We start from the raw sequence: 24931 nt of genomic DNA, 5'->3' as shown, positions 1-24931 counted from the left end.
GACAACTTCCGGTGATGCCGGAGTGCCCAGGTACGTGCCCCCTGTAGAGCCGGCATGTCCTTTTCCTGGGACACCATCCGGCTCAACACGCTTTCGACGGAAACTGGCGTCGCGCCGGTTTCGACTCACATAACGACCGCATTTGCTTCTTACTGGACCGATGCTGCGCCGCCACGTAAATGCGGGCAATCCAACGACGCGGAATCTGCGAGTCGCGTCACAAAAAGAAGTTCGAACATTCTTTGTTCAGCTCATTTCCTTGACCATCGACGATAGAAGGCAGTGAATGAACACACGTTGCATGCGCACGAATCCGATCCACGCATGCGCGTCGAGAATCTTTTTTATCCAACAGGAGACGACCACCATGAGACGTCTGATCGTTGCGAGCATCATCCTCGCCATCGCCGCGCCGGTATGGGCACAGAGCCAGCGCGCTTCGACACCTGCGAACCCATCCGATGCGGCGCAGAACAGCCAGCAGAAGCCTCGTATTGCGAATCCTGAACAGGCACGGCAAGCATCGAAAGGCGCCCTTGCACCAGCTCGCGTCGGTGCCGGAACCGCCGCGATGGCAGCTGCAACAGGCGCTACCGCGAATGACACCAACGGCACGGGAAACGATGGCACGGGTGGTACGGGCGGCACCGGTGGCACGGGCGGAACAGGAGGAACGGGCGGTACCAGCGGCACGCATTGACAATCCTGAACGAAGCCACGGACGTCTAAATGTCCAATCACATTCCCGAGTCGTTAATGTTTGATCGGTTTAAGTACGTCGATGCCCCGTAGACAAAGGGCGCTGTGACTGAAGGATCCTGAACACGATGAAGTTCCTGCCGACTCTCGGTCTGGCCGGGTGCAGTTTGTTATTGCATGCATGCATCCTGGCGCCCGGCCAGCACATGAAAACCGGCGAGTTGAATGACAAGCAGAGCGCGACGGGAAGCCGATACCAGCTCATCCCCATCACGCCGAAGCTGATCGCGATGGACCGCGCCAGTGCGATCGCGCCCGGTGTAGACCCCGGTCTCACCGCTTATCGGCCCGATTCGTACCGCATAGGACCTGGCGACTCGCTCTACATCACCGTCTGGGAGCATCCGGAACTCACCTCACCGGCAGGTTCGCAGCAACAGACCGCTGCCAATGGCCGCCTGGTGCGCCCTGACGGAACGCTGTTCTATCCGTATGTCGGCCTGCTGAATGCATCGGGCATGACGGTCGAAGAACTGCGCCTGGCGATCACCGACCGCCTGACCAGGTATATCGAGAAGCCGCAGGTCGACATCAGCATCGTCAGCTATGCCAGCCAACGGGTGACCCTCGGCGGCGCATTCGTGAAGACCGATCCGCAGAACATCACGGTGACACCACTGACCCTTGCGCAGGCCATCGGCACCGCGGGCGTCAACGCGCAGCTGGCCGATCTGTCCGACGTGGTACTGCGCCGTGACAATCACGAGTACCACATCGACCTGGACGCCCTGTCGCGTTCGCCAGAGGGCTCCAAAGAGATCTACCTCAAGGGCGGCGATAACGTCTACCTTCCGTACAACGATCGCCACGAAGCGTATGTACTGGGCGAAGTGCTCCGCCCCCAGGCCATCTCGTTCAAGACCAGCGATCTCAGCCTGACGCAGGTATTGGGGCGCTCCGGCGGCCTTAACCAGACCAGCTCCAGCGGCAAGTCGGTCTATGTGATCCGTGGTGTCGAAGACATGGAGAAGAAACCGGCGTCGATCTACCAGCTCGATAACACTTCGCCGTCGTCCTTCGCGGTAGCCGCTCAGTTCTCGGTCAAACCGGGCGACGTCGTCTTCGTCGGACCTGCGGGCATCACCCGCTGGAACCGCTTCATCAGCCAGCTGCTTCCCCTGTCCGGCCTGATCAGCAACGCGGCTAACGCGCAATACAGCCTGGACCGCGATCGCCAGCTATAGCCGAAGCGACTGGCTTCACTCATCCATGCTAAACAGGCGATACAGATGAAGGTCACTATTTTTGGCACCGGTTATGTCGGACTGGTCACGGGTGCCTGCCTCGCGGAAATGGGCAACGATGTTGTCTGCGTCGACGTCGACCAGGCCAAGGTCGATGGGCTTTGCAATGGTGTAATCCCGATCTTCGAACCCGGCCTGGAATCCATCGTCAAACGCAACCACGCGTCGGGGCAGCTGAATTTCACCACCGACCCCGCCCCGGCGATTGCCCATGGCGAAATTATCTTCATCGCGGTGGGTACGCCACCGGACGAAGACGGCAGCGCCGACCTGAAGTACGTGCTGAGTGTCGCGCGCACCATCGGCAAGCACCTGGATCGTTACGCGGTGATCGTCAACAAATCGACCGTTCCAGTGGGTACCGCCGATCGCGTGCGTGATGCGGTGGGGGAAGTACTGAATGAACGCGGTGCTGCCATCGATTTCGATGTAGTCTCCAACCCGGAGTTCCTCAAGGAAGGCGACGCCGTCGAAGACTGCCTGCGTCCCGACCGCATCGTGGTTGGATCCTCCAGCGAACGGGCGGTGTTACACCTGCGCAAGCTCTACGCGCCGTTCAACCGCAATCACGATCGCATGGTCGTGATGGACCCGCGTTCCGCCGAGCTGACCAAGTACGCGGCCAACGCGATGCTCGCGACCAAGATCAGCTTCATGAACGAGATCGCGAACATCGCCGAGCGCGTGGGCGCCGACGTGGAGCTGGTACGCCAGGGTATCGGTGCGGATCCACGCATCGGCTACCACTTCATCTATCCGGGCGCGGGGTACGGCGGATCGTGCTTCCCGAAGGACGTGCAGGCACTTGAACGCATCGCGCGCGGCCATGGCTACGACGCGCGACTACTGGGCATGGTCGAAGCGGTCAACGCCGATCAGAAAACTCGGCTCTTCGCGCAGATCCAGCGCCACTTCGATGGCGATCTCGCAGGCAAGACCGTAGCCCTGTGGGGCCTGGCGTTCAAACCCAACACCGACGACATGCGCGAGGCGCCCAGCCGTCGCCTGATCGAAGCCCTGTGGGACGCCGGCGCCAGGGTCCGCGCATACGACCCGGAAGCCCGCACAGAAACCGCACGCATCTATGGCGAGCGCGATGATCTGGTCCTCTGCGACCACGCGTACGACGCGTTGACCGGCGCCGACGTGCTTGCGCTGGTGACCGAATGGAAGGCCTTTCGCAGTCCGGACTTCGGCCGCATCAAGGCGGCCTTGACGACACCCGCGATCTTCGATGGTCGCAATCTCTACGATCCGCGCGTCGTCGAGGAAGCTGGCATCGCTTACTACGGCATCGGCCGGGGACGCTCCCTGCAGCGCTAATCCCCAGGCCCCCATGTAGGAGCCGATTCATCGGCGATCCGGCGCTTCGGCGACCTGGTTATCGCCGATGAATCGGCTTCTACAACGGAACCGACGCGGACCTGTCGCTGCAGGCAAGTTCGGTTACTGAGCGATCTTCTCCAGGTTCTTGTCGAACAGGTCGCCGTCCAGGTCGTTGGTCATCGTATACAGCGTGTAACGCTTGTTCAGGCGAGCACCACCGTCGCGAAGCAACGGTTGCCACAACAACGTTGCGCGGCTTCGCGACGAGTGCGGCAGGAGCATGTCGAACGGAATCGACACATAGATACCCTTGTCGAAGCTGCCCTCGCCATAGCCGTCACCGCCAGACTTGTTCGTCACCGTAGCGTACGCGCCCATGCGCGCGCCATTGGAGAACTCGCGCGATACATCGATGGTCGTGCCCCAGTCTCCCGCCAGGTAACGACCCACGCTGACCGCCACGGTCACCCCATGAAATCCGGTGTCCAGATAGCCGGTCGCCTGACCGGTGACCACGTGGTAGCGGCGTAGCGAGAAGTCCTGGTCGAACCCTCGCTGCTTGACCCAGTTGACGTCCGCACCGACCGCCCAGCGCTCGCCAAACGGCCGGTACAACATCTCGCCGCCCGCACCGCCGTACATGCTTTCAAGCATGCCGGCATAGGCCAGTCCATACAGGTCCTGGCCAAAACGATGCGTACCGGTAAGTTGCAGGTTCGGCATGGTGAGGTCGGAACTGGTCAGGTACTGGCGAACATCGGTCCGCACACGTGGCAGGTTGCTCGGTGCGTCGTACTTGAATTTGTCGTAGTTGTTGAAGAGATTGAGCGCGACGACGCCATCGACCCACAGGTTACGGTTGATATTGAACGTGCCTGAGGCAGCCCCGTAAACCTGGTAGAGGACAAAGGCATCCGGCCCGCCGACGTTCTGCTGGTATCCCAGTGAGAAACCGCCAGTGAACCGCCTTACCGGTTCGCGGAACAGTATTTCTTCCTCCTGGGCGGTCACCGGGTTCTGTTCGACACTGCGGCGGAAGGTGTCCAGGTCGATCCGGTGATCGAGCAGTTCGATGAAACGTGGGCGGTGTACGCTGGTTTCCACCGTCTTCAGGCCGTTGCGTTCACTCGACACGGTGAGCCAGCCGATGCTGTCGTCGACCCGGTTGTCGATGATCCGGGTGGCGCGCCCCACGCCTTCGGCAGCGTAGAAGAACCGGTCCTGCTGGCCATGGATGACCAGTTCGGAGCCGCGGCGACCGATGCTGCTGACGCTGATGCCAGCGTTGTCGTGCAGGGTCCGCGCGACGTCCGTCCAGTTCACCTGTTCGGGCGCCTGACGCGTGGCACTCGTGCCGGTGTCCGCATTCGCATCCGATGCGCCTGCTGCCGCCTGTGCGGTATCGACCCGCGTTGTCTCGAACGCAACCGGTTCAGGCGGGGGATCGTAAGACTTCGGTGGATCGACATGATTGGCGAGATTGGTGTGGAGGTTCACGGCCGCCGTCGCGACGTTCCCACGCTCGTAACCGAGCGTGAGGTCGACATTGCGATTCAGGCGGAACACCGCGCCCAGATTGACCGGCCAGCGCTGCGGCTGGTTGTTGTTCTGGGGCTGATGCTTGTAATCGTTGCCATCGAGTTCAGCCTTCAGCACGAGCCACTCGAACGGCGACCGGTACTCGATGCCACCGAAGAAGCCCGGTCGGCCACGAAAGAACTTGTTGACGCTGAACGTGCCGGTTCCCGTGCCGCCGGTGGGACGCGTGCTGAACCGCTCGTCGAGAAAATTCAGCGGATTGGCGATGTCGCCACGCGCGCCCATGTAGCCCCAGGCCAGGCCCAGGCTGAAATCGAACGGCCCTGCCCGCTTGCTGGTCACGACATATTCGCTGGAGAACAGGCCTGTGCCGCCGACGTCGCGTGCGCCCACCGCCAGCGCCGGCAGCCAACGGCTCTCTTCCCATAGACGGATCTTGGCGTCGATCGACTTGTCTTTGTAGGTCTGGTTGCCGCTGAGGCCCACCGGACCGTACGGCCGGTTGCTGACGTTGGTGTAACGGAAGGACGCCTCCAGCCAGGGCAGTGGCTGGATCGATACGTTGTAGTTGGTATACGGCGTGGTGCGACTGAGGACGAAGCTGAACTCGCCTTCCTGCGCCATGCGCGCCGTCGGCGTCTGCAACAGACCCACGCCACCGAAGTCGCTCTGCGTATAGGCTTCCTGCGCATACACGGCGGATGCGCCGCTGGCCCACAAGGCGAGACCCGCACGGCACCAGCGATGCCGACGCATTAGTGCCACCCCTCGTCGCTCAACAACAGGGTCGCGATGAAACCGGCTACGTCCCGATTGAATCCTTCGTCGGCGGCACCTGCGATCGCGCGCCGGCGGAAGGGCACGTAGATCCAGGCGCCAGGCGCCAGGGGACGCGGTGCGGCACGGTTCCACAGCGCGATGTTCTGCTCGAACACCGCACCATCGGGCTGCACGACGTAGATCAGATCGGGATCGGCGGCGCGTGACGCAGGGCACGCCGCCAGATAACGGCGCGCGTCCTGCATCGGCACCTGCGGCAGACGGCAGGCTTTATCGACGGCCCCGACCACGCGGACATCGGACGGTCGCCGAGGATAGAAAAGCGTGTCGCCTTCGTGCACCGGCCAGTTGTCAGCGGGCGTCACGTCCAGGCGCCCGGGATCGAGCGCCACGCCGGGACGGCGGCCGGTGATGGTGCGCGCGGACACCCATGCCTGGAAGGCGGCAGCGTTCTCCGCCAGCGGATCGTTCCCGGCGGCGATCGCCTGCCGGCGGATGGCACCCAGTTCGTAGACGAGGCCAGCGCGCAGGCGCAGCTGGTCGCGTTGCAGGTCCGGCTGCAGCCAGGCGGCACCCAGCACATACGCTTCAGGATCGACATCAACAGCCTGCGCGACGTCGGACAAGCGGGCACGGGACGGATAGACGGCCAGACCGGGCCGGCCCACGGCACCCTCGGCAGTCACGTGCAGCACTTCTGGTTCTTGCGCCATCGCATGCAGTGCGTGAAGGCACAGCAGCAGACCCAACGCGCAGTATCCGCCGCGGCTCACGGAACTGTCTCCCGGTAAGGCTGCAGCTGGATCAGCTCGAGCGGCACGCCGGGTGCCACGTACTGCCTGCTCTTCCAGATGAACCCATCGGCCGGATCGATCCAGTACCGGTTGGTCATGTGGATACCCAACCCGGGCGCCGAGAGTGCCTCATCCACACGCCGCAAGCTGCGCACCGTACCGAGGATATCGACGTCTTCCAGGCCTTTCGGCTCCAGACGCGCATTCACGATGACGCCGTAACGGTATCCTGGCGACCAGTCCATGCGCCGCGTGTACTCAAGGGGCGTACGCAGGTGCTGCAGGCCCTTCCGGAAGGGGTTCTCCGCAGGAAATGCCGAGTCGTCGAGGTTCTGTGGCAGACCGACGGTTTTCACCACCAGCCCGTCGCGGGTGTACACGATATCGTGCCCGCTGCCATACCAACCCAGTTGTCCGTGCTCTGCCCGGGCAAGTATCAGGATCGCTTCGCCGCCGGGTGCATTCACTTGCAACTGGAAGTAGGGGATCGCCGCCACCGAAGCGGCGGTAGCTTCGACTTTCTCGCCCTGGATAGCGAGTCGAACCGTTTCCAGGCTACCTCGCGAGACCGACGAACAACCGGCCAGCGCAAGCGCCGCCAGCGCGACGCCACCAAGCCAGGGATACCGTAGCGCGACGCACGCGCGTTTTGTCGAAGGCCAAGCCAAGATCAGTGGGAGGTCCGGTCAGGAGAGCGTTAAGCACTGGCAACGTTGCTGATAAGACCAGACAAGGGCAGCACTGACTGGGGGGAGCCAGCGCCTCGTTGAGGATGCCGACTCACACCACGAACACTACATCACCGAAACAGACTGAAAACTGACTGGCGTCACGACAAACGATTACAAATAGCGTAACCAGCTGTTGACGCCCTGCTCTATCAACCCGTACACATGTTCGTATGCAGGTCGCTGCTGGCGGTAAGGATCCGGAATATCGCGGCCATCCAGCCATCTATCCAGAAGAAAGACTTTGCCACTGGCCTCCGGTGCCATCCTGACCATGGCTGCAACGTGAATCTTTTCCATGGCGAGAATCAAATCGGACTGGCGCAGCAGCGCGCTGTCCAGCTGTTGCGCGCGGTGCGCTTCACCATCTACCCCATGTTCACGCAACAGCGCGAGGGAGGTCGAATCCATGGGGTATCCCGCCATGGCACCAAGCCCGGCGCTACTGATCTGCGCACCGCCAGCGTCGCCCAGGCGGTGCCGTAGAAGGTACTCGGCGGTAGGGCTTCGGCAGATGTTGCCGACACATACAATCAGTATCCGTTCGAACATAGGTACTGCGATACTCCCGTTCCGAAGAACGCTTAGAAGACAGAAGCAGCCCATGATAGCGAGTCCGAAGGGATGAACCCGATCAACCGCGGCGCATGACGATGTGGACCGCCATCACCAGTCTCGGCGACAGTGCGATCCTCCTGCCGCTGATTGCATGGATTGCCGTCTGCCTGTTGTTGCCTCCGCCTTACTGGCGAGACGGACGGCGCTGGCTCATCGCCGTCGCACTGTGCGGCGGCAGCGTGGTGCTGTCCAAACTTTTGTTCATGGCCTGGGGCATCGGCCCACCCGGCCTGAACTACACCGGTTTCAGCGGCCACACCGCGCTTGCCCTTCTGGTCTGGCCGTCACTCGCGGGTGTCCTGGCTCGCGACGCCAGATCGTCCCTGCGCACGACGGCGGTCGCGCTGGGCGTGTTAATCGGTGTCGGCGTTGGCATCTCGCGATGCGTGTTGAAAGTGCATAGCCAGTCGGAGGTATGGCTGGGAGGGGTCCTCGGCGCCGCCGTGGTGGCCTGGTTCCTGGCCGGCCTGGCACGATCGGGCAAGGTGCCACAGAGCCGTAATATATGGCGGCTCGCTATGCTCGTCGTTGGCGCTATCGCTATCGGATGGGGCTGCTATGGCCGCGTGTTTCCCTCACAGCATCTGTTGCAGGACATCGTGCCGTGGCTGAGCGGCCACCCCACCATCTTCACGCGACGTGTACAACTCGATTGAATACTGAACCGGTCGACCCCATTCGTTGGCGAATGACCATAGCAATGAGCCGCGCATGACCGAGCAACGCAGGGAAAAGTCACGGAATATCGGTGCGCTGCGCAATCTCTGGCCCTTCCTGAAGCCCAACAAGGGCCTGGCTATCGGCTGGCTGGTCTTCCTCGGCATTTCGTCCAGCGCCTCCCTGCTGCTGCCGGTGGCCTTGCGTCATATCATCGACAAAGGCTTCCTGGCGGCGAGCCTCGCGACCATCAATGGCACCTTCCTCGCCCTGTTCGGCCTGGCGGTGGTACTCGCGATCGCGACCGCGGCCCGGTACTTTTTTATCGCGCTACTCGGCGAACGGTCCCTCGCGGCGCTACGTACCTCGCTCTACCGGCATGTGATCAATCTCGACGTCGGTTTCTACGAGAACACGCGTGTCGGCGAGCTCACCTCGCGCCTGGGCACCGATACCGAGCTGGTGCAGACCCTGGTCGGCTCGGGCATCTCGGTGGCGTTGCGCAGCACCGTCATGCTGCTCGGCTCGGCCGCGGCCATGGCCTGGACCAGTCCACGCCTTGCGGGCCTTACCGCCCTGGTCATTCCTGCGGTGATGCTGCCGATCCTCGTCTTCGGTCGTCGCGTGCAGAAACTCTCGCGCAACAGCCAGGATCGCCTCGCCGATGCGGCCGCCGTCGCCAATGAAACGCTGAATGCGGCGCAGGCCGTCAAGGCCTATGCGCGTGAACCGGTCGAGAGCCGTCGCTATGCGAACGCCATCGCCCTTGCCCTGGCCACGGCACGTCGCCGCATTGGCATGCGATCGTTCCTGACTGCTGCGGTGATCGTACTGATCTTCGGCGCGATCACCCTGGTTCTCTGGGCCGGTGCGCGAGATGTGATCGCCGGCGAACTCGCCCCCGGCGTGCTGACGCAGTTCGTCGTTTACGCGATCTTCGCCGCCGGCTCGGTCGCCGGGCTGTCGGAAGTGTGGGGCGACGTATTGCAGGCCGCCGGGGCCATGGAGCGCATCGGCGAACTGTTTGCCGAGAAGGCGACCATCGCCACACCGGAAGCACCCGATCCCTTGCCGCGACCCGTCACCGGCGCGCTGCGCTTCGACCACGTGGAGTTCCGCTATCCCTCGCGACCCGACGTGGCTGCGCTGACCGGCTTCGATCTGGAGATAGCGCCCGGCGAAACCGTCGCCCTCGTCGGCCCCTCGGGTGCCGGCAAGAGCACCGTGTTCAGCCTGCTGCTGCGCTTCCACGACCCGGTGTCCGGTTCGATCCGTTTCGACGGCGTCGAGCTGCGCGCACTGGCCCTGCCCGAACTACGTGGCGCAATCGCCCTGGTGCCGCAGGAAACCGTCATCTTCGGCGGCAGCGCCGCGGACAACATCCGATTTGGTCGCGAGGACGCCAGTGACGACGAGGTCCGCGAAGCCGCGCGCCTCGCTGAAGCGGACGGATTCATCAGTGCCTTGCCGGAAGGCTACGAAGCCATGCTCGGCGAACGCGGCGTGCGTCTGTCCGGCGGGCAGAAGCAGCGTATCGCCATCGCACGCGCCATTCTCCGCGATGCCCCGCTGCTCCTGCTCGACGAGGCGACCTCGGCACTGGATGCACAATCGGAAGCGGCCATCCAGCATGCCCTGGAGCGGTTGGAGAAGGGTCGCACCACGCTGGTCATCGCCCATCGCCTGGCCACCGTGCAACGCGCCGACCGCATCGTCGTGATGGAAGGCGGCAAAATCATCGCCCAGGGCACGCACGAGGCCTTGTTGCGGGAAGGCGGCCTCTACGCCGAACTGGCCAGGCTCCAGTTCGTCGCCTGAGATGATGTGGGAGCCGATTCATCGGCGAAATCAGCCCACATCAGTCCTCCATCGCGGCCGACGTCTGGGCTGTAAGACCGATCCGTGGAATCAGCTCAACGCCGCCACCAGTGCACGCACCGTCTCTTCATCGGTACGGATCTCACCACCACCCATGCCGAGGTCGTCCGAAGGTGTGCGCCGCATCCCCGACGGCAGGCGACGCTTGGCCGAGGCATGGAACTCACGGGCGCGGGTCACGTTTCGCAAGGCGGCGATGTTGTCGGGCTCGATCCCGGCACCGGGCATAACCACGATCCGTCCACCCGCCTGTGCTACGAGACGTGCAATGGATGAAGCACCTGCCACGGCACTGTGCATGCCACCTGACGTCAGCACGCGCTCGAAGCCCAGCTCGATCACCGTCTCCAGCGCCGCGGCGCGCTCGGCTACAAGATCGAATGCGCGATGAAACGTCACGCCCATCGAACCGGCCGCCTGCAGGAACAAGTGACAGGCCTCGGCATCCACTTCGCCCTCAGCGGTGAGTGCGCCGACGACCACACCGTCGCAGCCGAGATCGGCACAGTGTGCGATGTCATCGAGCATCGCCTCGATCTCGGCGTTCTCGTACAGAAAATTTCCCGAGCGCGGTCGAACCAGCACGTAGAGCGGAATATCCAACCCTTCGCGCGCCAGTGCGATCGTGCCATGCGACGGTGTCACGCCGCCTTCGTCCAGGCTCGCGCATAGTTCCACGCGACCGGCGCCGCCCGCCTGCGCGGCGAAAGCGGAAGCAATCGAGTTCGCGGCGACTTCGAGCAGTGCCATCGTCAATACGTGCTCTTGCCGGGGATCAGGGTGTCCTGCTTCTTCGCATCGCACACAGCGTACGAGAAGCCCGATTGGATCGCCCACGCGCCGACGTTGCCTTTCTTGTCCATGGCGAGGAAGCCGACCTGGAGATCCTTCGCGTCGGGCTTGCGCCGCAGAATGCGTTCGACCGCTTCGCGGCAGGCGTCTTCGGGCGAACGCCCCTGGCGCATGAGTTCGACCACGAGAAAGCTGCCTACGTTGCGGATCACTTCCTCGCCGACACCGGTGGATGTCGCTCCACCAATCTCGTTGTCCACGTAAAGGCCAGCCCCGATGATCGGGCTGTCGCCGACGCGGCCGTGGATTTTCCAGGCCATGCCACTCGTGGTGCAGGCGCCCGAGAGGTTGCCCCTGGCGTCAATAGCCAGCATGCCAATGGTGTCGTGATTGCTTGCATCGCCCGGCGTACCGCCCGGACCAGCATTATAAGTCCGGACTTCGCTGTTCGCAGACGGCTTGTACCTGGCCGTCTTCAGCCATTCGTGCCAGGCCTTGTCCGAGTCCGGAGTCAACAGTTCCTCGCGCGGGAAACCCTGTTCGATCGCGAACTGGGTGGCGCCGTCGCCAACGAGCAGGACGTGCGGCGTGCGCTCCATGACCCGGCGCGCCACGGAAATCGGGTGGGCGATGTGCTCCATCGCGGCTACCGCACCGCAGTTGCCGTGCTCATCCATGATGCTGGCGTCCAGCGTGACCTTGCCGTCGCGATCCGGATAACCGGCACGGCCCACGCTGTGGTTGCGCAGATCCGCCTCAGGAACGCGGGCGCCCTGCTCCACCGCGTCCAGCGCACGACCACCACCGGCGAGCACCTTCCAGGCAGCCTGGTTGGCGGCAACACCGAAATCCCAGGTGGAGCATACCCGCGGAACCGTCCCGCCCGAGGCCGTCGGCGGTTCGCCCTTGGCAAAGCCTTTAACGGTCAGCGCCACGCCGGAAGCGATCGTCGCCCCCTGCAGGAATCGTCTGCGGTCCATGGATACCCTTGATCGACGGCGCGCCGTTTGCGCCGTCGGCGATGTTCGCACGCGGCGTACGTGCCCTGCCACCACGCGACTCGGTTTCCGGCATCGCATGTCGCATGCGCGCTGCCGATGCCCTGGCCTTCGCCTCCCCCTGCGCCTTGAGCGACGCCTGCGCCGAGAGTGATCGGGTGTAGACGGACCTGGACAAGGTGCCGCCAAGAATCGTCAGCATCGCCAGGACGGCAAGCACGAGGATCAGGATCGACCCGCGGCGTGAGTGGCGAGGATGGCTTGTCACTTGATTTTCCCGTGCGATACCGCGCGGCTGAATCGCCGACCATCCCGCATCGCCAGCGTCACCTCCAACGCACGCACGGTGCTCCCATGCCGTTGCATGAACGGTTGGCGATGAGTGAGGCCGCCGCTAGCAGGAATGTCTACGGTCACCTCGAGCGACTCCACGCCGTCCACAAACGCTTGACAGTCCCTGGCACAACGACGCAATTCGCCCGCCACCAACCAACCGATCTGGTCCGCAAGCAAGACAGGCACGTTGTACTCCAGCGATATTTTCTTCTGTGGACAATCTCGCGCCTCGGTACACATGCCCCACTGCGTCGCACCTTCCAGGTCACGCACGATGGCGGCGAGCGCAAGCCACGCCCTGTCCTCGGAACGACTGGTTATCAGGTGCCGCCCCACGGCGATGCCGGCCGCCGCCAGCGACATCGCCGCCAGGGCGGCGATGATGGAAGCCACGCACAACCCCACGGTCAGCTCGACCAGACTGAAACCCTGGATTCTCAAAGCTCGACGGCCCATTCCAACACCTCAAGTCCCTTCCAGGTGATGCGGATGACGCAGCTGCTTGCCGACTTGCAACGCACGGCGCCTTGCGCCGCCGGCCCAACCCCTTCCGCAAGGACTTCCCGAAAGTGTCGCAGGTCATCGGCGGCCAGTGCTTTGCCGTCGCAAGAACGAACACACCCCGCCGCACTCGACGCCTCCGTGTAGTCACCGTCGGCCACAGCCACGGCGTTGGAACGCATGCGCGCTTCAAGACTGGCGGCGATCGCGGTCGCGGCGAGCAACCGGGATGCCCGTGCATCCGCGAACGTGGTCTGAATAAACCACGCTCCCGTCGCCGCGCTACCGATCGAGAAGACCGACATGGCAACGAGGGATTCGACAAGGGATGAACCGCGACTTGGCATGCGTCCACATTCGCTCCCTGACGCGCACGACGCTGCCCGGCCTTTCGGCAGCCTTCGTGGGCGCGGTAACAGGCCGGACGACCGGTCGGACGCGACTGCCTGTAAGGGACATCTGTATATACAGTTTAACTGTACAGTTTTTCTGTATTCATGCTATCGTCCGCACATGGTCAAGCCGCCCCACAGTCCCATCGCCCCCTCACTGGCCTCGCTGGCCGCCGAACTGCGCATCTCCGGCGGCAAACTGGTTCGGCGGTTGCGTGAGCAGTCCCATGCCGGCGATTTCACGTCCTCGCAGAAGTCGGTGCTCCTGCGGCTGGATCGCGATGGACCGACAACCGTGTCGGCGCTGGCCCGGGCCGAAGGCATTCGCCCACAATCCATGCGTGTCACGGTCGCAGCGCTGGAAGCGATGAAGGCGGTCGCCGGCAGACCCGATCCTGCGGACGGGCGGCAATCACTCGTCAACCTGACACCGGCATTTCGCAAGACCCTCAAGGCAAGCCGCGCCGCCAAGGAAGACTGGCTCGTCCATGCCCTGCAAACGCAGCTTTCTCCCGCGGAGCAGAACGAACTCGCCTCCGCCGTGAAGTTGCTGCAGCGACTTACCGACTTCTGATCCCGTCACCGGTCCCTTCAGGAAACAAGCATGCAATCGCTCGATCTCGTGTCCTATTTTTTCGGCGGTGCCTTTTTTACCAACGCCGTCCCCCACTTTGTCACCGGCGTGGCAGGGCGAGCATTCCAGAGTCCGTTTGCGAAACCACGCGGGAAAGGCCTTTCGTCGTCGACCGTCAATGTTCTCTGGGGCTGCTTCAACCTCGTCGTCGCGTATGCGCTCGTCCGCCGCGCCGGCGACTTCGACTGGAGGCTCACCAGCGACGCCACGGCATTCGGTTCGGGCATCCTGCTCATGGGCCTGCTCTGCGCGCGACTCTTCGGACGCTTCCACGGCAGCGATAAGTCGACACCTGCGTGACTACTGATGCAGCTGTCTACTGCGCCGGCCATGCGAGGACGCGTCATGGCCTTACGCGTGGGCGTCGCACTGGGTGGAACACCGATCGGCGCGCCGATCGTGGGCTGGGTCGCCGACCATCTTGGCCCTCGCTGGGCGCTGGGCGTCGGAGCGGTGTCGGGCGTAGCCGCGACGGGCGTGGCGATCTTGAGCATGGCACGCCAAAGACAGAGGCATGGACTGGCGGAAGCCTGAGCCTTGTGTGGGGGCCGGCTATGCTGGCGATGGGTTGAGGCGAGCTGGTTATCGCCGCTGAAGCGGCTCCTACACAGAGCGAGTGCCATAAAAAATCCCCGCACTCTCGTACGGGGATTTCATGGCAACGCTGTCGCGGCGGTTACGCCGCGATTTCGACGCCCGAAGCCTGCGCGCCCTTCGGGCCCGTGGTGACTTCGAATTGTACGCGCTGGCCTTCCTGCAGGCTGCGGAAGCCCTTGGAATTGATCGCAGAAAAGTGGACGAACACGTCCTCCCCACCGTCCTCAGGCGCGATGAAACCGAAACCCTTGGCGTCGTTGAACCACTTGACCGTACCGAAACGCATGCGGAAACCTCTGGACATGGATTGGAAGCGCGCCCCTGCGATGGCGAGGCATTCCCCATGGATCCCCTGTGCCTGCCCCCGCGGCGCAGGCGAAGTATCGACATGTTTGCGGGCAAAGCGCAACTAAGACGTTTTCCCGGTCAATCGCCGAAGATCAGGCCCCGGCGAGCAAGCGGCCGAGGATCGGCGGCACGTTAGCCGTCGCTGCCGCGAGGTGCGCAAAGATTTCCTCGATGCTGATTTCCGCTTCGTCGCCCGCGCCGGCGGCGTAATTCGCTACCAGCGCAAGGCAAGCGAATTCGAGGTCCAGTTCGCGCGCCAGCACCGCTTCGGGCATGCCGGTCATCCCGACCAGATCGCAGCCATCGCGCTTCATCCGCGCTATCTCGGCCCGGGTCTCCAGGCGCGGCCCTTGCGTGATGCCATGGCAGCCACCGTCGATGATCGGCAAGCCTTCGGCGCGGGCAGCCGCCAGGATCGCCTGGCGCAGGCTTTCGGTATACGGCTCGCTGAAGTCGATGTGGCGCACCTCCGCCCCTTCGACATCGTTGAAGCTGGTGTAGCGGCCGTGCGTGTAGTCGATGATCTGGTCCGGTACCACCAGGGCACGCGGCCCCATGTCGTCACGGATACCGCCCACCGCATTGACCGCCACTACGCGACGGGCACCCAGTGAATGCAGCGCCCAGAGATTGGCCCGGTAGTTCACCCGGTGCGGCGGCACCGTGTGGCTCTCGCCATGACGCGCCAGGAAAGCCAGGCGCTTGCCGCGAAAGGCGCCGGTGACGATGGCGCCCGAGGCCGGCCCGAACGGTGTCTCCACCGCGTGCCGCTCGGCGTTCTCCAGCCCTTCGAACTGATACAGCCCACTGCCGCCGATGACGGCCAGATCGATCGACATGGCTTCAATCCTTCAGCGCGTAAATGGCCGGCAGGTTGCGAGCCTGCTCGTGGTAGTCCATGCCGTAACCAAACACGTAGCGGTCAGGCAGGTCGACGCCATTGAAGTCCGCCTCGATGCCGTGCGCGCGGCGGTCGTGAAGCTTGGTGCAGAGCACGGCGAGGAGGACGCGCTTCGCGCCCATCTCCAGGCAGGCATCGCGCACGGCTTTCAACGTGTGGCCTTCGTCGAGGATGTCGTCGACGAGAACAACGGTGCGCTCCTTCAACGGCACTTGCGGACGGCGCAGCCAGTGCAGGTCGCTGCCGCTGGTTTCGCCGCGGTAGCGCGTGGCATGCGCGTAGTCGAACTCGAGATCGGTGCGGATGGCGAAGGCCAGCTGGCCGGCGAAGATCAGCGCACCGTGCATCACGGTAAGGAAGACCGGTGTTTCGCCATTGAGCGCGGTATCGATCTCGCGGCCCATGCGGGCGATTTCGGTGTCGAGCTGTTCGCGGGTGAACAGGACGTCGGAGTGCGCGAGCGCATAGTCGAGCGAAGCGGTGGCGGTCATGGGTGGGTTACGGCTCCAAAGCGGTCACGCGCGCGATGAAACGATCGCGCTGGGGATTGTCGACGAGTCCTTCCCAGGTCGAGCCGATCGCCCCGCGCAACGGGGTAATCCGCTCGGCGAGCGACGGGCGGCGGTCCTTGACCGCCGCGATCGCTTCGGGAACGACGTCGGGAAAACAGGCGAGTACGAGATCGCAGCCCGCATCGAGGTTCGCGCCGACACGCGCGGCGATGCCGCCCACGCTGCCGGCCGCAGCCATGCTGATGTCGTCGCCGAACACGCAGCCACGAAAACCGAGTTCGCCGCGGAGGATCTCTTCGATCCACACGTGCGAGTAGCCCGCCGGCTGGTCGTCAACGGCGGTGTACTTCACGTGGGCGGCCATCACGCCCTCGGCGCGCGCTTCGATGCCGGCGACGAAGGGCAGCAGGTCGGTGGTGAGGATGTCGTTCTTGCTACGCGGATCCACTGCCACGGATTCGTGGGTGTCTTCCTTGACCGAGCCATGGCCGGGGTAATGCTTGAGCACGGCGGCCATGCCGCCCAGGTGCATGCCGCGCACGTAAGCCTGGGTCAGCTCGGCGGCGATGGCCGGATCCGCGTGGAAGGCGCGATCGCCGATGGCGGCACTGCCGCGTTCCAGGTCGGCCACGGGCGCGAAGCTGAAATCGACGCCGACGGCGCGCATTTCGCTGGCCATGATCCAGGCGTGCTCTTCGGCACGCTGGATGGCCTCGTAGGGAACGCTGTCGTAAAGCTTGCCGATGGCGGCCAGCGGCGGCAGGCGGGTAAACCCTTCGCGAAAACGCTGCACCCGGCCACCTTCCTGGTCGACGCAGACGAGGAAGTCCTCGCCAGCGACCTCGCGAATCGCATCGATCAGGGCGGTGACCTGTTCGCGCGAGGCGAAGTTACGCGAGAAGAGGATGACGCCCTCGACGCCATGCGCGGTGAGGCGCCCGTGCTCGTGGGGAGCCAGTTCGGTGCCGGACAGACCGATGATCAGCATGCTGAGACCTCCTTCCCTTCCCGTTCGGCCGACGACCAGCGTGCGTAGGGCCGGTCGATCAGATTGACGTTGAAATAGCGCACCTGCTCGCTCACCTCCAGGCCGAGCCAACCCGGCCTCGGGTACGCTGCGTCGACATCTGGCAGCTCCACTTCGGCGACGATGAGCCCTGCGTTCGCACCGAGGAATTCGTCGATTTCGAAGTGTGTACCGTCGAGCATGACATGGTGACGAACTTTCTCCAGGACGCCGTCGGAGAGGTCGGACAACAAGCGTTCGGCGTCGGTTACGGGAATGGGATATTCGAACTCCTGGCGCGAAATGCCGACGGTGGCCGACTTGATGTTCAGCCAGGCGAGCTCACCCGAAATCCGCACGCGAACCGAGCTCTTCACCACGCCCGCCTTGATCGCCGCCGAGCCGGAAAGATAGCCCTGGGCAATGCGCTCGCTGCGCACCACGATGGCGCGCCAGTCGTCGCCGGCGAGCAGGAACTTGCGTTCGATCTCGATACCCATGGGTCTCCCGTCCGCTCAGGCGCGCTCGAACAGCGCGATGGATTCCACGTGCGCGGTGTGCGGGAACATGTCCATCACCCCCGCCGACACCAGTTTGAAGCCGTGCTTCTGGACGAGGATACCGGCGTCGCGAGCCAGCGAGCCTGGATGACAGGACACGTAGACGATCCGATGCGTTCCCTTGCGCGGCAGGTACTCGAGCACCTTGTCCGCGCCGGCACGTGGCGGATCCAGCAGGATCTTGTCCCAGGCCTGGGCGGCCCAGGGCGCTGAGCGCTGGTCCTCGAAGAGGTTGGCCACGCGGAACGAGGCATTGGCCAGGCCATTGCGCGCCGCGTTGGCGGCGGCGCGCTCAACCAGGCCGTGTTCGCCTTCCACGCCGACGACTTCGGCCGCATGACGCGCGATAGGCAGGGTGAAGTTGCCCAGCCCACAGAACAGATCGAGCACGCGGTCGGTCGGCTGCAGGTCGAGCAGCTCCATCGTCCGCGCAAGCATGCGCTGGTTCATCCCTGCGTTGACCTGGACGAAGTCCAGCGGCAGGAACTCAAGCTCTACATCGTCGGCGGGAATGGCGAAGGTCAATCGCGGTGCCTCGGGCCAGATCGGATGCACGCTGCTCTGGTTACCGGGCTGAAGGTATATGGCGAAACCGTGCTCGCGACCGAATGCGACCAGGGACTCCTGGTCACGGCTGGACAACGCCGAAAGATGGCGGAAGACCAGGGCAACGGTGTCGTCGCCTGCGGCGAACTCGATCTGCGGAATATCGCGTGCCGCGTCCATGCTGCTGACCAGGTTGGCCAGCAGGCCGACCTTCGGGCCGAGGGCGGGATGGATGACCTCGCAGCGCTCGATGTCGGCGACGAGGCGGGTGTTGGATTCCTCGCGAAAACCGACCAGCACGCGCTCTTTCTTCGCCACGTAGCGCACGGAGAACCGGCCCTTGCGTCGATACGCCCATGGTTGGTCAAACAGCGGCGGCAACCAGGACGCCGGCGTGACCTTGCCGATTCGTTCGAAATTATCGGCCAGCACGCGCTGCTTGGCGGCGATTTGCGCGGCGGGCTCCATGTGTTGCAGCGAGCAGCCACTGCACTCGCCGAAGTGCTGGCACTTCGGCACGACGCGATCGGGCGAGGCGTCGATCACGCTGACGATTTCGGCATCGTCGTAATTGCGGTGACGCTTGAGGTACCTGATCACCACGCGCTCGCCCGGCAGGGCGCCGGCGACGAAGGTGGCCTTGTTGTCGATGCGGGCGACACCACGGCCGTCGTGGCTGAGGTCGGTGGTGATGGTGGCTTCGAATTCGGTCATGCGCTCAAAACGTAAAGCCCGGACGGCGAAGCTCCGGGCTGGCTGGGAGGACCTGGCGGAAAGCCTACTTGCGCTTCCAGGCGCCGGAGGCATCCTGATAATACCAGCCCTGCGGCGAGCGCTGGACCCAGCCCTCGGCGAATGTCTTGCGGATCTGCGCCTCCCATTCCGGGTGTCCGTTGGCCCGGGCGATTTCCCGATAGAGCGCGTCACGGTCGCTGTTCTCCTGGCCCACGATGGCATTGGCCTGCGAGCGCTGGTCCAGGGGCAGGGCATTAGCATCGCGGACAGCCACCTGGCCATTAGCCGTGAAGCCCACGGCGCCGCTATCGAAGAGCGCCTTGAGCTGACCGCCGAAGCGCGACTTCATGCGAGCGCGAATGGCATCGGTTTCCGGCGTGCGCACCTGGATGTCGGGTGCGTCTGCAGCTTGGGCGGCGGGAATCACGAGATCGAGCAGCGATGCCGAGGGCTGCTTTCCGGGCGCCGGTTTTGCCGGCTCGGCCGCATCGGAGCCCTGCGCTGGCCGCGCGACGCCGCTGTCATCGAGCACATTGCCGATGAACTGGTCTGCCGCTTTCTGCGCCGCGGCTTCGGGGAAGTACACGTTGATGGTGACGCACCCGACCAAGGCGATGGCTACGGATGTCATGATTCCAATCAGTGTCTTACGCATCATTGTTAACTCCCTTCCTAATGATTATCGTACCACTGGCCCGCTACCTTCCGTGGCTGCCTGCAAGCGCCTGACCAGGGTCGGCCAGTCCACCTCACGCTGGTGACCCACCACGGTGAGGCGCGGCAAGCCGCTGCCTTCGACGATAGTGTAGCCATCCTTCGCATTGCCCAGCCCGCCCATGCTGCAGACGTCGCCCTTGAGGGCGCAGGTGAGGCCGATGCGCTTGTAGCCGAAGGTCTTGAAGATTTTCAGCACCGTGCCCTGCAGGCCACCGGCGAGACCGCCACCCCCGACAGCGGTGAGGTTATTGACCGCCTTCTGGCTGATCCGGCCGCCATCGTTTGCCACGAAACTGGCTTTGAAGGCCACAGGCTTCCAGGCAACCAGGCGCAGTTCGTCGAGCGCGCCGTTGAGCCGCCCGGTAATACTGCCGAAATCGAAGACCGACGTAAGCAGTGCCAGGTCGAGCTGGCGTAGCGCGATGTTGCCGGTAAGAACCGGAGCCTCGCCAAAGGGTTGCGCCACAGTCATTCGTGTGATGTCAACAAAGCCGTCGAACACGTTGAGTGAAAGGCCGCCCCCCATCTCCACACGGTCGTCGACATAGCGCATCGACGGAACGGCGCCACCGATGGTTCCCTTGAACTCGGGCCAGCCCAGCGCACGGCAAAGCGCCGCCATGTCGATCTGGGTGAGCGCCAGCGAGGTCTGCAGGCGTTCACCACTGGCGGCCGCCGGTTTCCAGGCGAGGCTTTGTACGCGGAGCTGGCCATCGAGCACGGGAATGGCCAGAGGTTTCTCCAGCGCCAGCGAGCCACCGCGGCTGCGCCAACTTCCTTCCGCGGCGCCATTGGGAATCCTGTAGACCTGAAGGGCACGCCAGCCGAGCCTGGTCGCCGGCCGATCGCCGGTGGCGCTCCAGTCCACCGCCCCATGCAGGCCCGTCACGCCGAGCCGCCCCTGGGCAAACGACAGGTCGAGCCCGCCGGTCTGTAACGCGAAGGCCGTCGGCCCGCTCGCATCCAGGGCAACGTGCCCGCTGACTTCGCCCGACCCGACAAGACCGTCGATACCCAGGCTGCGCAGCCAACCCTTGCCGTAGCGGTCATAAGCGGCGGGGAGGCGAGCGTTGAAGCGATCCAGTTGGAGCTGCACAAGGTCGCCGTTCGCGTTGAAGGCCAGTTCGCCCTCCAGTTGCAACGCATCCGGGTCGGCAAGGCGCAGGCGCGGAATCGACAGCACGCCCTTGTCCGAGCGCGCCCCCAGCGATAGCTGCACAGCGTGTGCAGGTAAAGCGGCGTAGAGCGGGCCGAGCAGTATTTCGCCGCCCCGCAGGCTGGCATCGAGGTCGATCGAGGTGCTTCCGGCGTGGCTGTCGATGCCCAGCCGCCCGCTTCCGGACAATTTCTGACCGGCTAGCTTGCCCCCCGGACTATCGAAACCTGCCCCATCGAGGGCGAACTGGCCGCCGGCCTGCACACCGTTGTCGAGCAGGTCCAGGGCGAGATCGGCATCGACGCGACCCGTGGTCGTGCGCCCCGACCACATCGTGGACAGCAGGCCATTCAGCCATCCGGCCGGCAAGCCCTTGAGGGTGATCTGAGCATGGGTGGTCTGGTCGATCGGCAAGGCGACCCTGGCGCTCGCCTTGTCCTGCGTCACGGACAGCTCGAGGGTATTGGCCGATTCATCGGCGACCATGTGCAACCGTGCATTGGAGAGCGCGCCGCCAGGCGCACCCTTCAAGCGGAGAGCGCCATCAAAGATCCAGCGCCCGAGCTCGTCACGATCCAGCGCGCCGTCGAGGACAATGCCCAGCTTTCGCCAGCCCATGGCAGGTATGTCAGCCCGCTCGGCTGACAGGGTGAGCTTCAATCCTTGTCCGTCCGGCGCTGAATTTATGTCGGCCTGCATGCCGGTCATCTCCACGCCGGGCAAGGCAAGGCTATCGGCGCCAACGGACACCTCCGCACGAACGCCTCCGGCCCCTGCGAATAAGGCGCAGGCGACGAGGACGAGGAAGAACGTGCGGGTTGATACGGCGAGCATGCTCGGCCATTCTGCCAAACTCAGATGAACGACACGGAACGTTGCATGCCGGACCGCCTGTTTTCCCAGCTTCTTGTCGCCGATGACGACCCCTCCACCCGCGAATTTCTCCGTGGCGCCCTGGCCGCAATGGGCTTCGTCGTCACGCTGGCCGAGGATGGCGCGCAAGCGCTCGCGCTGGCGCGCGCGCGGCGATTCGATGCCATGTTGCTGGATTGCCGCATGCCGTCGGGCGGAGCGATCGACGTCCTTGCCGCATTGCGTGGCGATGCCGCCGCCGAGTCGCGTGACGCGGTGGCCATGGCCACGAGCGCCGAAGTACCCGCCGCGCTGCGGCAAACGCTCGCCGACGCCGGTTTCGCCTGCGTCATTGAGAAACCGTGCCAGATCGCCTCGCTGGCCTATGCGCTCGGTGCGTCCCCGGACGCCGAAACCGACGCTCCACTACTGGATGACCAGGAGGCCCTGAAGGCGACCGGCGATGCGTCCGTCCTGCAGGCCTTGCGAAGCCTGTTTCGCGACGACCTCACCGAGCTCATTCGGGAGCTGGACTCCCTGGCGAACGCCCCCGCGACCCTCGTCGAGCGCATGCACCGGCTTCGTTCTGCGTGCGGCTTCTGCGGTGCTATGCGATTGGCCGCCCAGGCGAAATCCCTGCAAAACCACCTGATGGAAACACGGTGGGCATCGCCGGCCGCCCTGCACCGCTTCCGCTCGGAACTGGAACTGACACTCGCCGCCTTAGCGTAAGACCCGCCAGGCCTTGAGCTCGCCGCCACCAAGGTGGAAGGTGATCACCTGGCGCATCATGCGACGAAGCGAGGAGAGACCGGCAGTATCCGGCGGGGTATCCGCCGCCAGGGCCAGCAGGTCGGCACCGCGAATAGCGCGCTGGTCGCCCATACGCCCTGGCATCACGCCGGACTCGGGATCGTAGAAATAGACCAGCGCGGGATCCAGCGGCGAGCCATCGATCGCGTCGATGTCGAGCTGGAGCCCATAGCCGAGGGCATCGAGCATGTCGCGCTCGAATCGCCGCAGTGTCCAGGCCAGGGGTTCGCCCGCGGCCATGCGCCGTAGCGTAGCGTCGTAGAACGCAAACAGTTCGGGATTGGCGTCCTGCCGACCGGTGAGCCGGACGACCAGTTCATTGAGGTAGAGCCCGGCCAGGCCGGCGTCGCCGGTCAACCGCAACACGGCGCCCGAGGGCTCGGCACTGCGCAAGGTGGCCAGCTCTCCCTTCATCAACAGGTCGAGTTCGACCCGCTGGAACGGCTCGAGCTGCGCGCGCTGCGTCCGCGCGCCCTCTCGCCGGACGCCTCGCGCGACCACGCCGATACGGCCGTGATCGCGGGTGAGGCATTCGGCCAGCATCGAGGTTTCCCGGTACGGCCGGGCATGCAGGATGAAGGCGGGCTGTTGTTCGACGCGCATTTCGGCTCGCGCCTGGCGGCTTATTCGTAACCGAAACGCTTGAGCAGGTTCTCGTCGTCGGCCCAACCTTCGCGAACCTTGACCCAGAGCTTGAGGAACACCTTGCGCTCGAACATGCTTTCCATCGCCTTGCGCGCCGACGTACCGATGGCCTTGAGCTGGGCACCGCCCTCACCGATCACGATGGCCTTCTGGCCGTCGCGCTCGACCCAGATCACCGCATGCACTTCGGCAATGCCGTCGGGACGATCCTGGAAGGCCTCGATTTCAACCGTGGTGGCGTACGGGAGTTCCTGATTCAGGCGCAGCATGAGCTGCTCGCGGACCATTTCCGAGGCGAGGAAGCGTTCGCTACGATCGGTGATTTCATCCTCGGCGTAGACCGCCGGCTGCTCCGGAAGGCGCTTCAGGATGCCTTTTTCCAGGCCATCCAGGCCCTTGGACTTCAGCGCGCTGACGTAATAGACATCGTCGAACGGATGCTTCTGCATCAGGTCGGCGACGAACGGCAGCATGATGGTCTTGTCTTTCTGCAGGTCCACCTTGTTGATGGCCAGCAGCTTCGGTACGTCCGGCTGTTCGGCAAGCGCCGCGTACATGGCGGCGTCTTCGTCGGTCCAGCGGCCGGCCTCGATCACCTGCACGGCCAGGTTCACCTCGGAAATGGCCGCGCGCGCTGCCCGATTGAGGCTGCGGTTCATGGCGCGCTTGCCGCCCCGGTGGAGGCCAGGGGTATCGACGTAGAGAATCTGGCCGGACGGCTTGGTGGAAATACCGAGAATACGGTGTCGGGTGGTCTGCGGCCGATGGCTGACGATGCTCAGGCGCACGCCGATCATGGCGTTGAGCAAGGTGGACTTGCCTACGTTGGGGCGACCGAGCAGGGCCACGTAGCCGCAGCGGAAGTCGTCGTCGACGATGACGTCGTTTTCTTCGGGGATGTCGATGTCGTTCATGATTTCTTTTCCAGCAAGCGGCGCAACACCGTTTCGGCAGCGTCCTGTTCGGCGGCGCGCCGGCTTCCCCCGCGTCCTTCGACGCGAATCGGGTCCGGTTCGTCGATCGTACAGCTGACGTCGAAGATCTTGGCGTGATCTTCGCCGTAGCTGTCGGTTAATTCATAAATGGGAAGGGGAAGGCCCCTGCCCTGCAGCCATTCCTGCAGCCGCGTCTTGGCATCCTTGCTGGATCGCTTGATCTCCGCCACGCGTGGCGTGAACAGCCGCCGCACCACCTGCCGGCAGGCGTCATAGCCGTCGTCGAAGTACACTGCGGCGACCAGGGCCTCGAAGGCATCGGCCAGGATGGATTCGCGGCGGTAACCGCCGCTCTTGAGCTCGCCAGGGCCCAGTTTCAGGTCGTCGCCAAGCTCGAGCTCACGCCCGATGACGGCCAGGGCCTGGCCATTGACCAGCTGCGCGCGCAGGCGGGAGAGCTCGCCTTCGCTCGCATTGGGATGCGCTTCGAACAACAGTTCGGCGACAAGGGCACCCAGCAAGGCGTCGCCCAGGAATTCCATCCGCTCGTTATTTGGCTTCCCGGCACTGCGATGAGTCAGGGCCAGGGTCGCGAGACCGGGATCACGAAAGCGGTAGGGAAATTCCACGAA

29 protein-coding genes are annotated in these 24931 nt (G+C 64.2%); 9 read left to right on the top strand and 20 right to left on the bottom strand.

Translation table 11 applies throughout. The features are described 5' to 3' along the window. Positions 1–367 precede the first annotated feature (367 nt). The 3 genes from C8J98_RS22200 (at position 368) to C8J98_RS15825 (ending at position 3326) form a co-directional block, all read left to right on the top strand. A complete protein-coding gene (locus C8J98_RS22200) occupies positions 368–700 on the top strand; it encodes a hypothetical protein (RefSeq protein WP_199229935.1) in 333 nt (110 codons plus the stop codon). A gap of 127 nt (positions 701–827) precedes the next feature. Next, positions 828–1943 carry a polysaccharide biosynthesis/export family protein gene (locus tag C8J98_RS15830; protein WP_107914150.1) on the top strand — a complete coding sequence of 372 codons (1116 nt, stop codon included), beginning with the start codon at positions 828–830 and terminating at the stop codon, positions 1941–1943. Between the two features lie 45 nt (positions 1944–1988). After that, positions 1989–3326, top strand: a complete 1338-nt coding sequence (locus C8J98_RS15825) for a UDP-glucose/GDP-mannose dehydrogenase family protein (RefSeq protein WP_107914149.1) — start codon at positions 1989–1991, stop codon at positions 3324–3326. 123 nt (positions 3327–3449) lie between these two features. Here the strand turns inward: C8J98_RS15825 and C8J98_RS15820 are convergent, their stop codons facing one another. The 4 genes from C8J98_RS15820 to C8J98_RS15805 all read right to left on the bottom strand — a co-directional run bounded on the left by C8J98_RS15820 (position 3450) and on the right by C8J98_RS15805 (position 7722). Next, positions 3450–5624 carry a YjbH domain-containing protein gene (locus C8J98_RS15820; protein ID WP_107914148.1) on the bottom strand — a complete coding sequence of 725 codons (2175 nt, stop codon included), beginning with the start codon at positions 5622–5624 and terminating at the stop codon, positions 3450–3452. Next, entirely contained in the window at positions 5624–6421 is a 798-nt protein-coding gene (locus tag C8J98_RS15815; RefSeq protein ID WP_146171656.1) for a capsule biosynthesis GfcC family protein, read from the bottom strand. Before C8J98_RS15815 ends, C8J98_RS15820 begins: the two co-directional genes overlap by 1 nt. Continuing rightward, positions 6418–7110, bottom strand: coding sequence for a YjbF family lipoprotein (locus tag C8J98_RS15810; RefSeq protein WP_158272734.1), 693 nt, complete (start codon positions 7108–7110; stop codon positions 6418–6420). The genes C8J98_RS15815 and C8J98_RS15810 overlap by 4 nt, the downstream gene beginning before the upstream one ends. A 174-nt stretch (positions 7111–7284) precedes the next feature. Next, positions 7285–7722 carry a low molecular weight protein-tyrosine-phosphatase gene (locus C8J98_RS15805; protein WP_107914145.1) on the bottom strand — a complete coding sequence of 146 codons (438 nt, stop codon included), beginning with the start codon at positions 7720–7722 and terminating at the stop codon, positions 7285–7287. A gap of 95 nt (positions 7723–7817) precedes the next feature. Between C8J98_RS15805 and C8J98_RS15800 the strand changes: the two genes are divergently transcribed. Together C8J98_RS15800 and C8J98_RS15795 are read left to right on the top strand one after the other, a co-directional pair. Next, positions 7818–8444 carry a phosphatase PAP2 family protein gene (locus tag C8J98_RS15800; RefSeq protein WP_107914144.1) on the top strand — a complete coding sequence of 209 codons (627 nt, stop codon included), beginning with the start codon at positions 7818–7820 and terminating at the stop codon, positions 8442–8444. A 55-nt stretch (positions 8445–8499) separates the two neighbouring features. Further along, complete coding sequence (locus tag C8J98_RS15795; protein WP_107914143.1) at positions 8500–10263, top strand: ABC transporter transmembrane domain-containing protein; 1764 nt, start codon at positions 8500–8502, stop codon at positions 10261–10263. A gap of 90 nt (positions 10264–10353) precedes the next feature. On the opposite strand, the gene C8J98_RS15790 is transcribed toward C8J98_RS15795, so the two are convergent. The 5 genes from C8J98_RS15790 to C8J98_RS15775 are packed head-to-tail and all read right to left on the bottom strand — an operon-like array spanning position 10354 to position 13297. After that, positions 10354–11073: a copper homeostasis protein CutC gene (locus tag C8J98_RS15790; RefSeq protein WP_107914142.1), complete on the bottom strand. Its 720-nt coding sequence runs from the start codon at positions 11071–11073 to the stop codon at positions 10354–10356. A gap of 2 nt (positions 11074–11075) precedes the next feature. Beyond that, the gene (locus tag C8J98_RS15785) at positions 11076–12095 is read right to left on the bottom strand and encodes a N(4)-(beta-N-acetylglucosaminyl)-L-asparaginase (RefSeq protein WP_107914141.1); all 1020 of its coding nucleotides are present in this window, start codon (positions 12093–12095) and stop codon (positions 11076–11078) included. Further along, the gene (locus C8J98_RS21970; RefSeq protein WP_146171655.1) at positions 12034–12381 is read right to left on the bottom strand and encodes a hypothetical protein; all 348 of its coding nucleotides are present in this window, start codon (positions 12379–12381) and stop codon (positions 12034–12036) included. The genes C8J98_RS15785 and C8J98_RS21970 overlap by 62 nt, the downstream gene beginning before the upstream one ends. Next, on the bottom strand, positions 12378–12842 hold the full coding sequence (locus tag C8J98_RS15780; RefSeq protein WP_146171654.1) for a hypothetical protein: 465 nt from the start codon (positions 12840–12842) through the stop codon (positions 12378–12380). The genes C8J98_RS21970 and C8J98_RS15780 overlap by 4 nt, the downstream gene beginning before the upstream one ends. A 44-nt stretch (positions 12843–12886) precedes the next feature. Then, entirely contained in the window at positions 12887–13297 is a 411-nt protein-coding gene (locus C8J98_RS15775; protein WP_158272733.1) for a hypothetical protein, read from the bottom strand. 166 nt (positions 13298–13463) lie between these two features. Here C8J98_RS15775 and C8J98_RS15770 point away from each other — a divergent pair, with 166 nt between their 5' ends. The 3 genes from C8J98_RS15770 to C8J98_RS15760 are packed head-to-tail and all read left to right on the top strand — an operon-like array spanning position 13464 to position 14510. Beyond that, a complete protein-coding gene (locus tag C8J98_RS15770) occupies positions 13464–13916 on the top strand; it encodes a MarR family transcriptional regulator (protein ID WP_107914138.1) in 453 nt (150 codons plus the stop codon). Between the two features lie 30 nt (positions 13917–13946). Further along, the gene (locus tag C8J98_RS15765) at positions 13947–14276 is read left to right on the top strand and encodes a hypothetical protein (RefSeq protein ID WP_107914137.1); all 330 of its coding nucleotides are present in this window, start codon (positions 13947–13949) and stop codon (positions 14274–14276) included. A gap of 45 nt (positions 14277–14321) precedes the next feature. Further along, a complete protein-coding gene (locus C8J98_RS15760; protein WP_199229934.1) occupies positions 14322–14510 on the top strand; it encodes a hypothetical protein in 189 nt (62 codons plus the stop codon). Positions 14511–14652: 142 nt separating this feature from the next. Here the strand turns inward: C8J98_RS15760 and C8J98_RS15755 are convergent, their stop codons facing one another. The 8 genes from C8J98_RS15755 to C8J98_RS15720 all read right to left on the bottom strand — a co-directional run bounded on the left by C8J98_RS15755 (position 14653) and on the right by C8J98_RS15720 (position 21888). After that, a complete protein-coding gene (locus tag C8J98_RS15755) occupies positions 14653–14859 on the bottom strand; it encodes a cold-shock protein (RefSeq protein ID WP_063573812.1) in 207 nt (68 codons plus the stop codon). A 154-nt stretch (positions 14860–15013) separates the two neighbouring features. Further along, entirely contained in the window at positions 15014–15760 is a 747-nt protein-coding gene (locus C8J98_RS15750) for an S-methyl-5'-thioinosine phosphorylase (protein ID WP_107914136.1), read from the bottom strand. Positions 15761–15764: 4 nt separating this feature from the next. Beyond that, a complete protein-coding gene (locus C8J98_RS15745) occupies positions 15765–16313 on the bottom strand; it encodes a hypoxanthine-guanine phosphoribosyltransferase (RefSeq protein ID WP_107914135.1) in 549 nt (182 codons plus the stop codon). 7 nt (positions 16314–16320) lie between these two features. Further along, the gene (gene nagZ / locus C8J98_RS15740) at positions 16321–17322 is read right to left on the bottom strand and encodes a beta-N-acetylhexosaminidase (RefSeq protein ID WP_107914134.1); all 1002 of its coding nucleotides are present in this window, start codon (positions 17320–17322) and stop codon (positions 16321–16323) included. Next, complete coding sequence (locus C8J98_RS15735; protein ID WP_107914133.1) at positions 17316–17840, bottom strand: CYTH domain-containing protein; 525 nt, start codon at positions 17838–17840, stop codon at positions 17316–17318. Before C8J98_RS15735 ends, nagZ begins: the two co-directional genes overlap by 7 nt. A 15-nt stretch (positions 17841–17855) precedes the next feature. Further along, positions 17856–19160: a 23S rRNA (uracil(1939)-C(5))-methyltransferase RlmD gene (rlmD, locus tag C8J98_RS15730; RefSeq protein WP_107914132.1), complete on the bottom strand. Its 1305-nt coding sequence runs from the start codon at positions 19158–19160 to the stop codon at positions 17856–17858. Between the two features lie 64 nt (positions 19161–19224). Next, a complete protein-coding gene (locus tag C8J98_RS15725) occupies positions 19225–19836 on the bottom strand; it encodes a YdbL family protein (protein WP_107914278.1) in 612 nt (203 codons plus the stop codon). A gap of 24 nt (positions 19837–19860) precedes the next feature. Beyond that, entirely contained in the window at positions 19861–21888 is a 2028-nt protein-coding gene (locus tag C8J98_RS15720; protein ID WP_107914131.1) for a hypothetical protein, read from the bottom strand. A 45-nt stretch (positions 21889–21933) separates the two neighbouring features. Here C8J98_RS15720 and C8J98_RS15715 point away from each other — a divergent pair, with 45 nt between their 5' ends. Further along, positions 21934–22638 carry a response regulator gene (locus C8J98_RS15715; RefSeq protein ID WP_158272732.1) on the top strand — a complete coding sequence of 235 codons (705 nt, stop codon included), beginning with the start codon at positions 21934–21936 and terminating at the stop codon, positions 22636–22638. On the opposite strand, the gene recO is transcribed toward C8J98_RS15715, so the two are convergent. The 3 genes from recO to rnc are packed head-to-tail and all read right to left on the bottom strand — an operon-like array spanning position 22630 to position 24928. Next, a complete protein-coding gene (gene recO / locus C8J98_RS15710) occupies positions 22630–23322 on the bottom strand; it encodes a DNA repair protein RecO (protein WP_107914129.1) in 693 nt (230 codons plus the stop codon). The two genes, C8J98_RS15715 and recO, sit on opposite strands and share 9 nt — an antisense overlap. A 20-nt stretch (positions 23323–23342) precedes the next feature. Next, positions 23343–24278, bottom strand: coding sequence for a GTPase Era (era, locus tag C8J98_RS15705; RefSeq protein WP_107914128.1), 936 nt, complete (start codon positions 24276–24278; stop codon positions 23343–23345). After that, positions 24275–24928: a ribonuclease III gene (rnc, locus tag C8J98_RS15700; protein ID WP_107914127.1), complete on the bottom strand. Its 654-nt coding sequence runs from the start codon at positions 24926–24928 to the stop codon at positions 24275–24277. Before rnc ends, era begins: the two co-directional genes overlap by 4 nt. Positions 24929–24931 lie beyond the last annotated feature (3 nt).

It is taken from the genome of Luteibacter sp. OK325, from assembly GCF_003050935.1.
Taxonomy (GTDB): Bacteria; Pseudomonadota; Gammaproteobacteria; order Xanthomonadales; family Rhodanobacteraceae; genus Luteibacter.
This window is presented reverse-complemented; position numbering and strand designations above follow the sequence as displayed.

Excerpts from the sequence above, each read along its gene's own strand:
- C8J98_RS15745 (WP_107914135.1), bottom strand. The coding sequence starts at position 16,313 with ATGACCGCCACCGCTTCGCTCGACTATGCGCTCGCGCACTCCGACGTC.
- C8J98_RS15725 (WP_107914278.1), bottom strand. The coding sequence starts at position 19,836 with ATGCGTAAGACACTGATTGGAATCATGACATCCGTAGCCATCGCCTTG.
- rlmD (WP_107914132.1), bottom strand. The coding sequence starts at position 19,160 with ATGACCGAATTCGAAGCCACCATCACCACCGACCTCAGCCACGACGGC.
- C8J98_RS15795 (WP_107914143.1), top strand. The coding sequence starts at position 8,500 with ATGACCGAGCAACGCAGGGAAAAGTCACGGAATATCGGTGCGCTGCGC.
- C8J98_RS15790 (WP_107914142.1), bottom strand. The coding sequence starts at position 11,073 with ATGGCACTGCTCGAAGTCGCCGCGAACTCGATTGCTTCCGCTTTCGCC.
- C8J98_RS15760 (WP_199229934.1), top strand. The coding sequence starts at position 14,322 with ATGGCCTTACGCGTGGGCGTCGCACTGGGTGGAACACCGATCGGCGCG.
- C8J98_RS15825 (WP_107914149.1), top strand. The coding sequence starts at position 1,989 with ATGAAGGTCACTATTTTTGGCACCGGTTATGTCGGACTGGTCACGGGT.
- C8J98_RS15800 (WP_107914144.1), top strand. The coding sequence starts at position 7,818 with ATGACGATGTGGACCGCCATCACCAGTCTCGGCGACAGTGCGATCCTC.
- C8J98_RS15820 (WP_107914148.1), bottom strand. The coding sequence starts at position 5,624 with ATGCGTCGGCATCGCTGGTGCCGTGCGGGTCTCGCCTTGTGGGCCAGC.
- C8J98_RS15755 (WP_063573812.1), bottom strand. The coding sequence starts at position 14,859 with ATGCGTTTCGGTACGGTCAAGTGGTTCAACGACGCCAAGGGTTTCGGT.
- C8J98_RS15765 (WP_107914137.1), top strand. The coding sequence starts at position 13,947 with ATGCAATCGCTCGATCTCGTGTCCTATTTTTTCGGCGGTGCCTTTTTT.
- C8J98_RS15830 (WP_107914150.1), top strand. The coding sequence starts at position 828 with ATGAAGTTCCTGCCGACTCTCGGTCTGGCCGGGTGCAGTTTGTTATTG.
- nagZ (WP_107914134.1), bottom strand. The coding sequence starts at position 17,322 with ATGCTGATCATCGGTCTGTCCGGCACCGAACTGGCTCCCCACGAGCAC.
- C8J98_RS15750 (WP_107914136.1), bottom strand. The coding sequence starts at position 15,760 with ATGTCGATCGATCTGGCCGTCATCGGCGGCAGTGGGCTGTATCAGTTC.
- C8J98_RS15785 (WP_107914141.1), bottom strand. The coding sequence starts at position 12,095 with ATGGACCGCAGACGATTCCTGCAGGGGGCGACGATCGCTTCCGGCGTG.
- recO (WP_107914129.1), bottom strand. The coding sequence starts at position 23,322 with ATGCGCGTCGAACAACAGCCCGCCTTCATCCTGCATGCCCGGCCGTAC.
- C8J98_RS15770 (WP_107914138.1), top strand. The coding sequence starts at position 13,464 with ATGGTCAAGCCGCCCCACAGTCCCATCGCCCCCTCACTGGCCTCGCTG.
- C8J98_RS15720 (WP_107914131.1), bottom strand. The coding sequence starts at position 21,888 with ATGCTCGCCGTATCAACCCGCACGTTCTTCCTCGTCCTCGTCGCCTGC.
- C8J98_RS15805 (WP_107914145.1), bottom strand. The coding sequence starts at position 7,722 with ATGTTCGAACGGATACTGATTGTATGTGTCGGCAACATCTGCCGAAGC.
- C8J98_RS15715 (WP_158272732.1), top strand. The coding sequence starts at position 21,934 with ATGCCGGACCGCCTGTTTTCCCAGCTTCTTGTCGCCGATGACGACCCC.
- era (WP_107914128.1), bottom strand. The coding sequence starts at position 24,278 with ATGAACGACATCGACATCCCCGAAGAAAACGACGTCATCGTCGACGAC.
- C8J98_RS15775 (WP_158272733.1), bottom strand. The coding sequence starts at position 13,297 with ATGCCAAGTCGCGGTTCATCCCTTGTCGAATCCCTCGTTGCCATGTCG.
- C8J98_RS22200 (WP_199229935.1), top strand. The coding sequence starts at position 368 with ATGAGACGTCTGATCGTTGCGAGCATCATCCTCGCCATCGCCGCGCCG.
- C8J98_RS15735 (WP_107914133.1), bottom strand. The coding sequence starts at position 17,840 with ATGGGTATCGAGATCGAACGCAAGTTCCTGCTCGCCGGCGACGACTGG.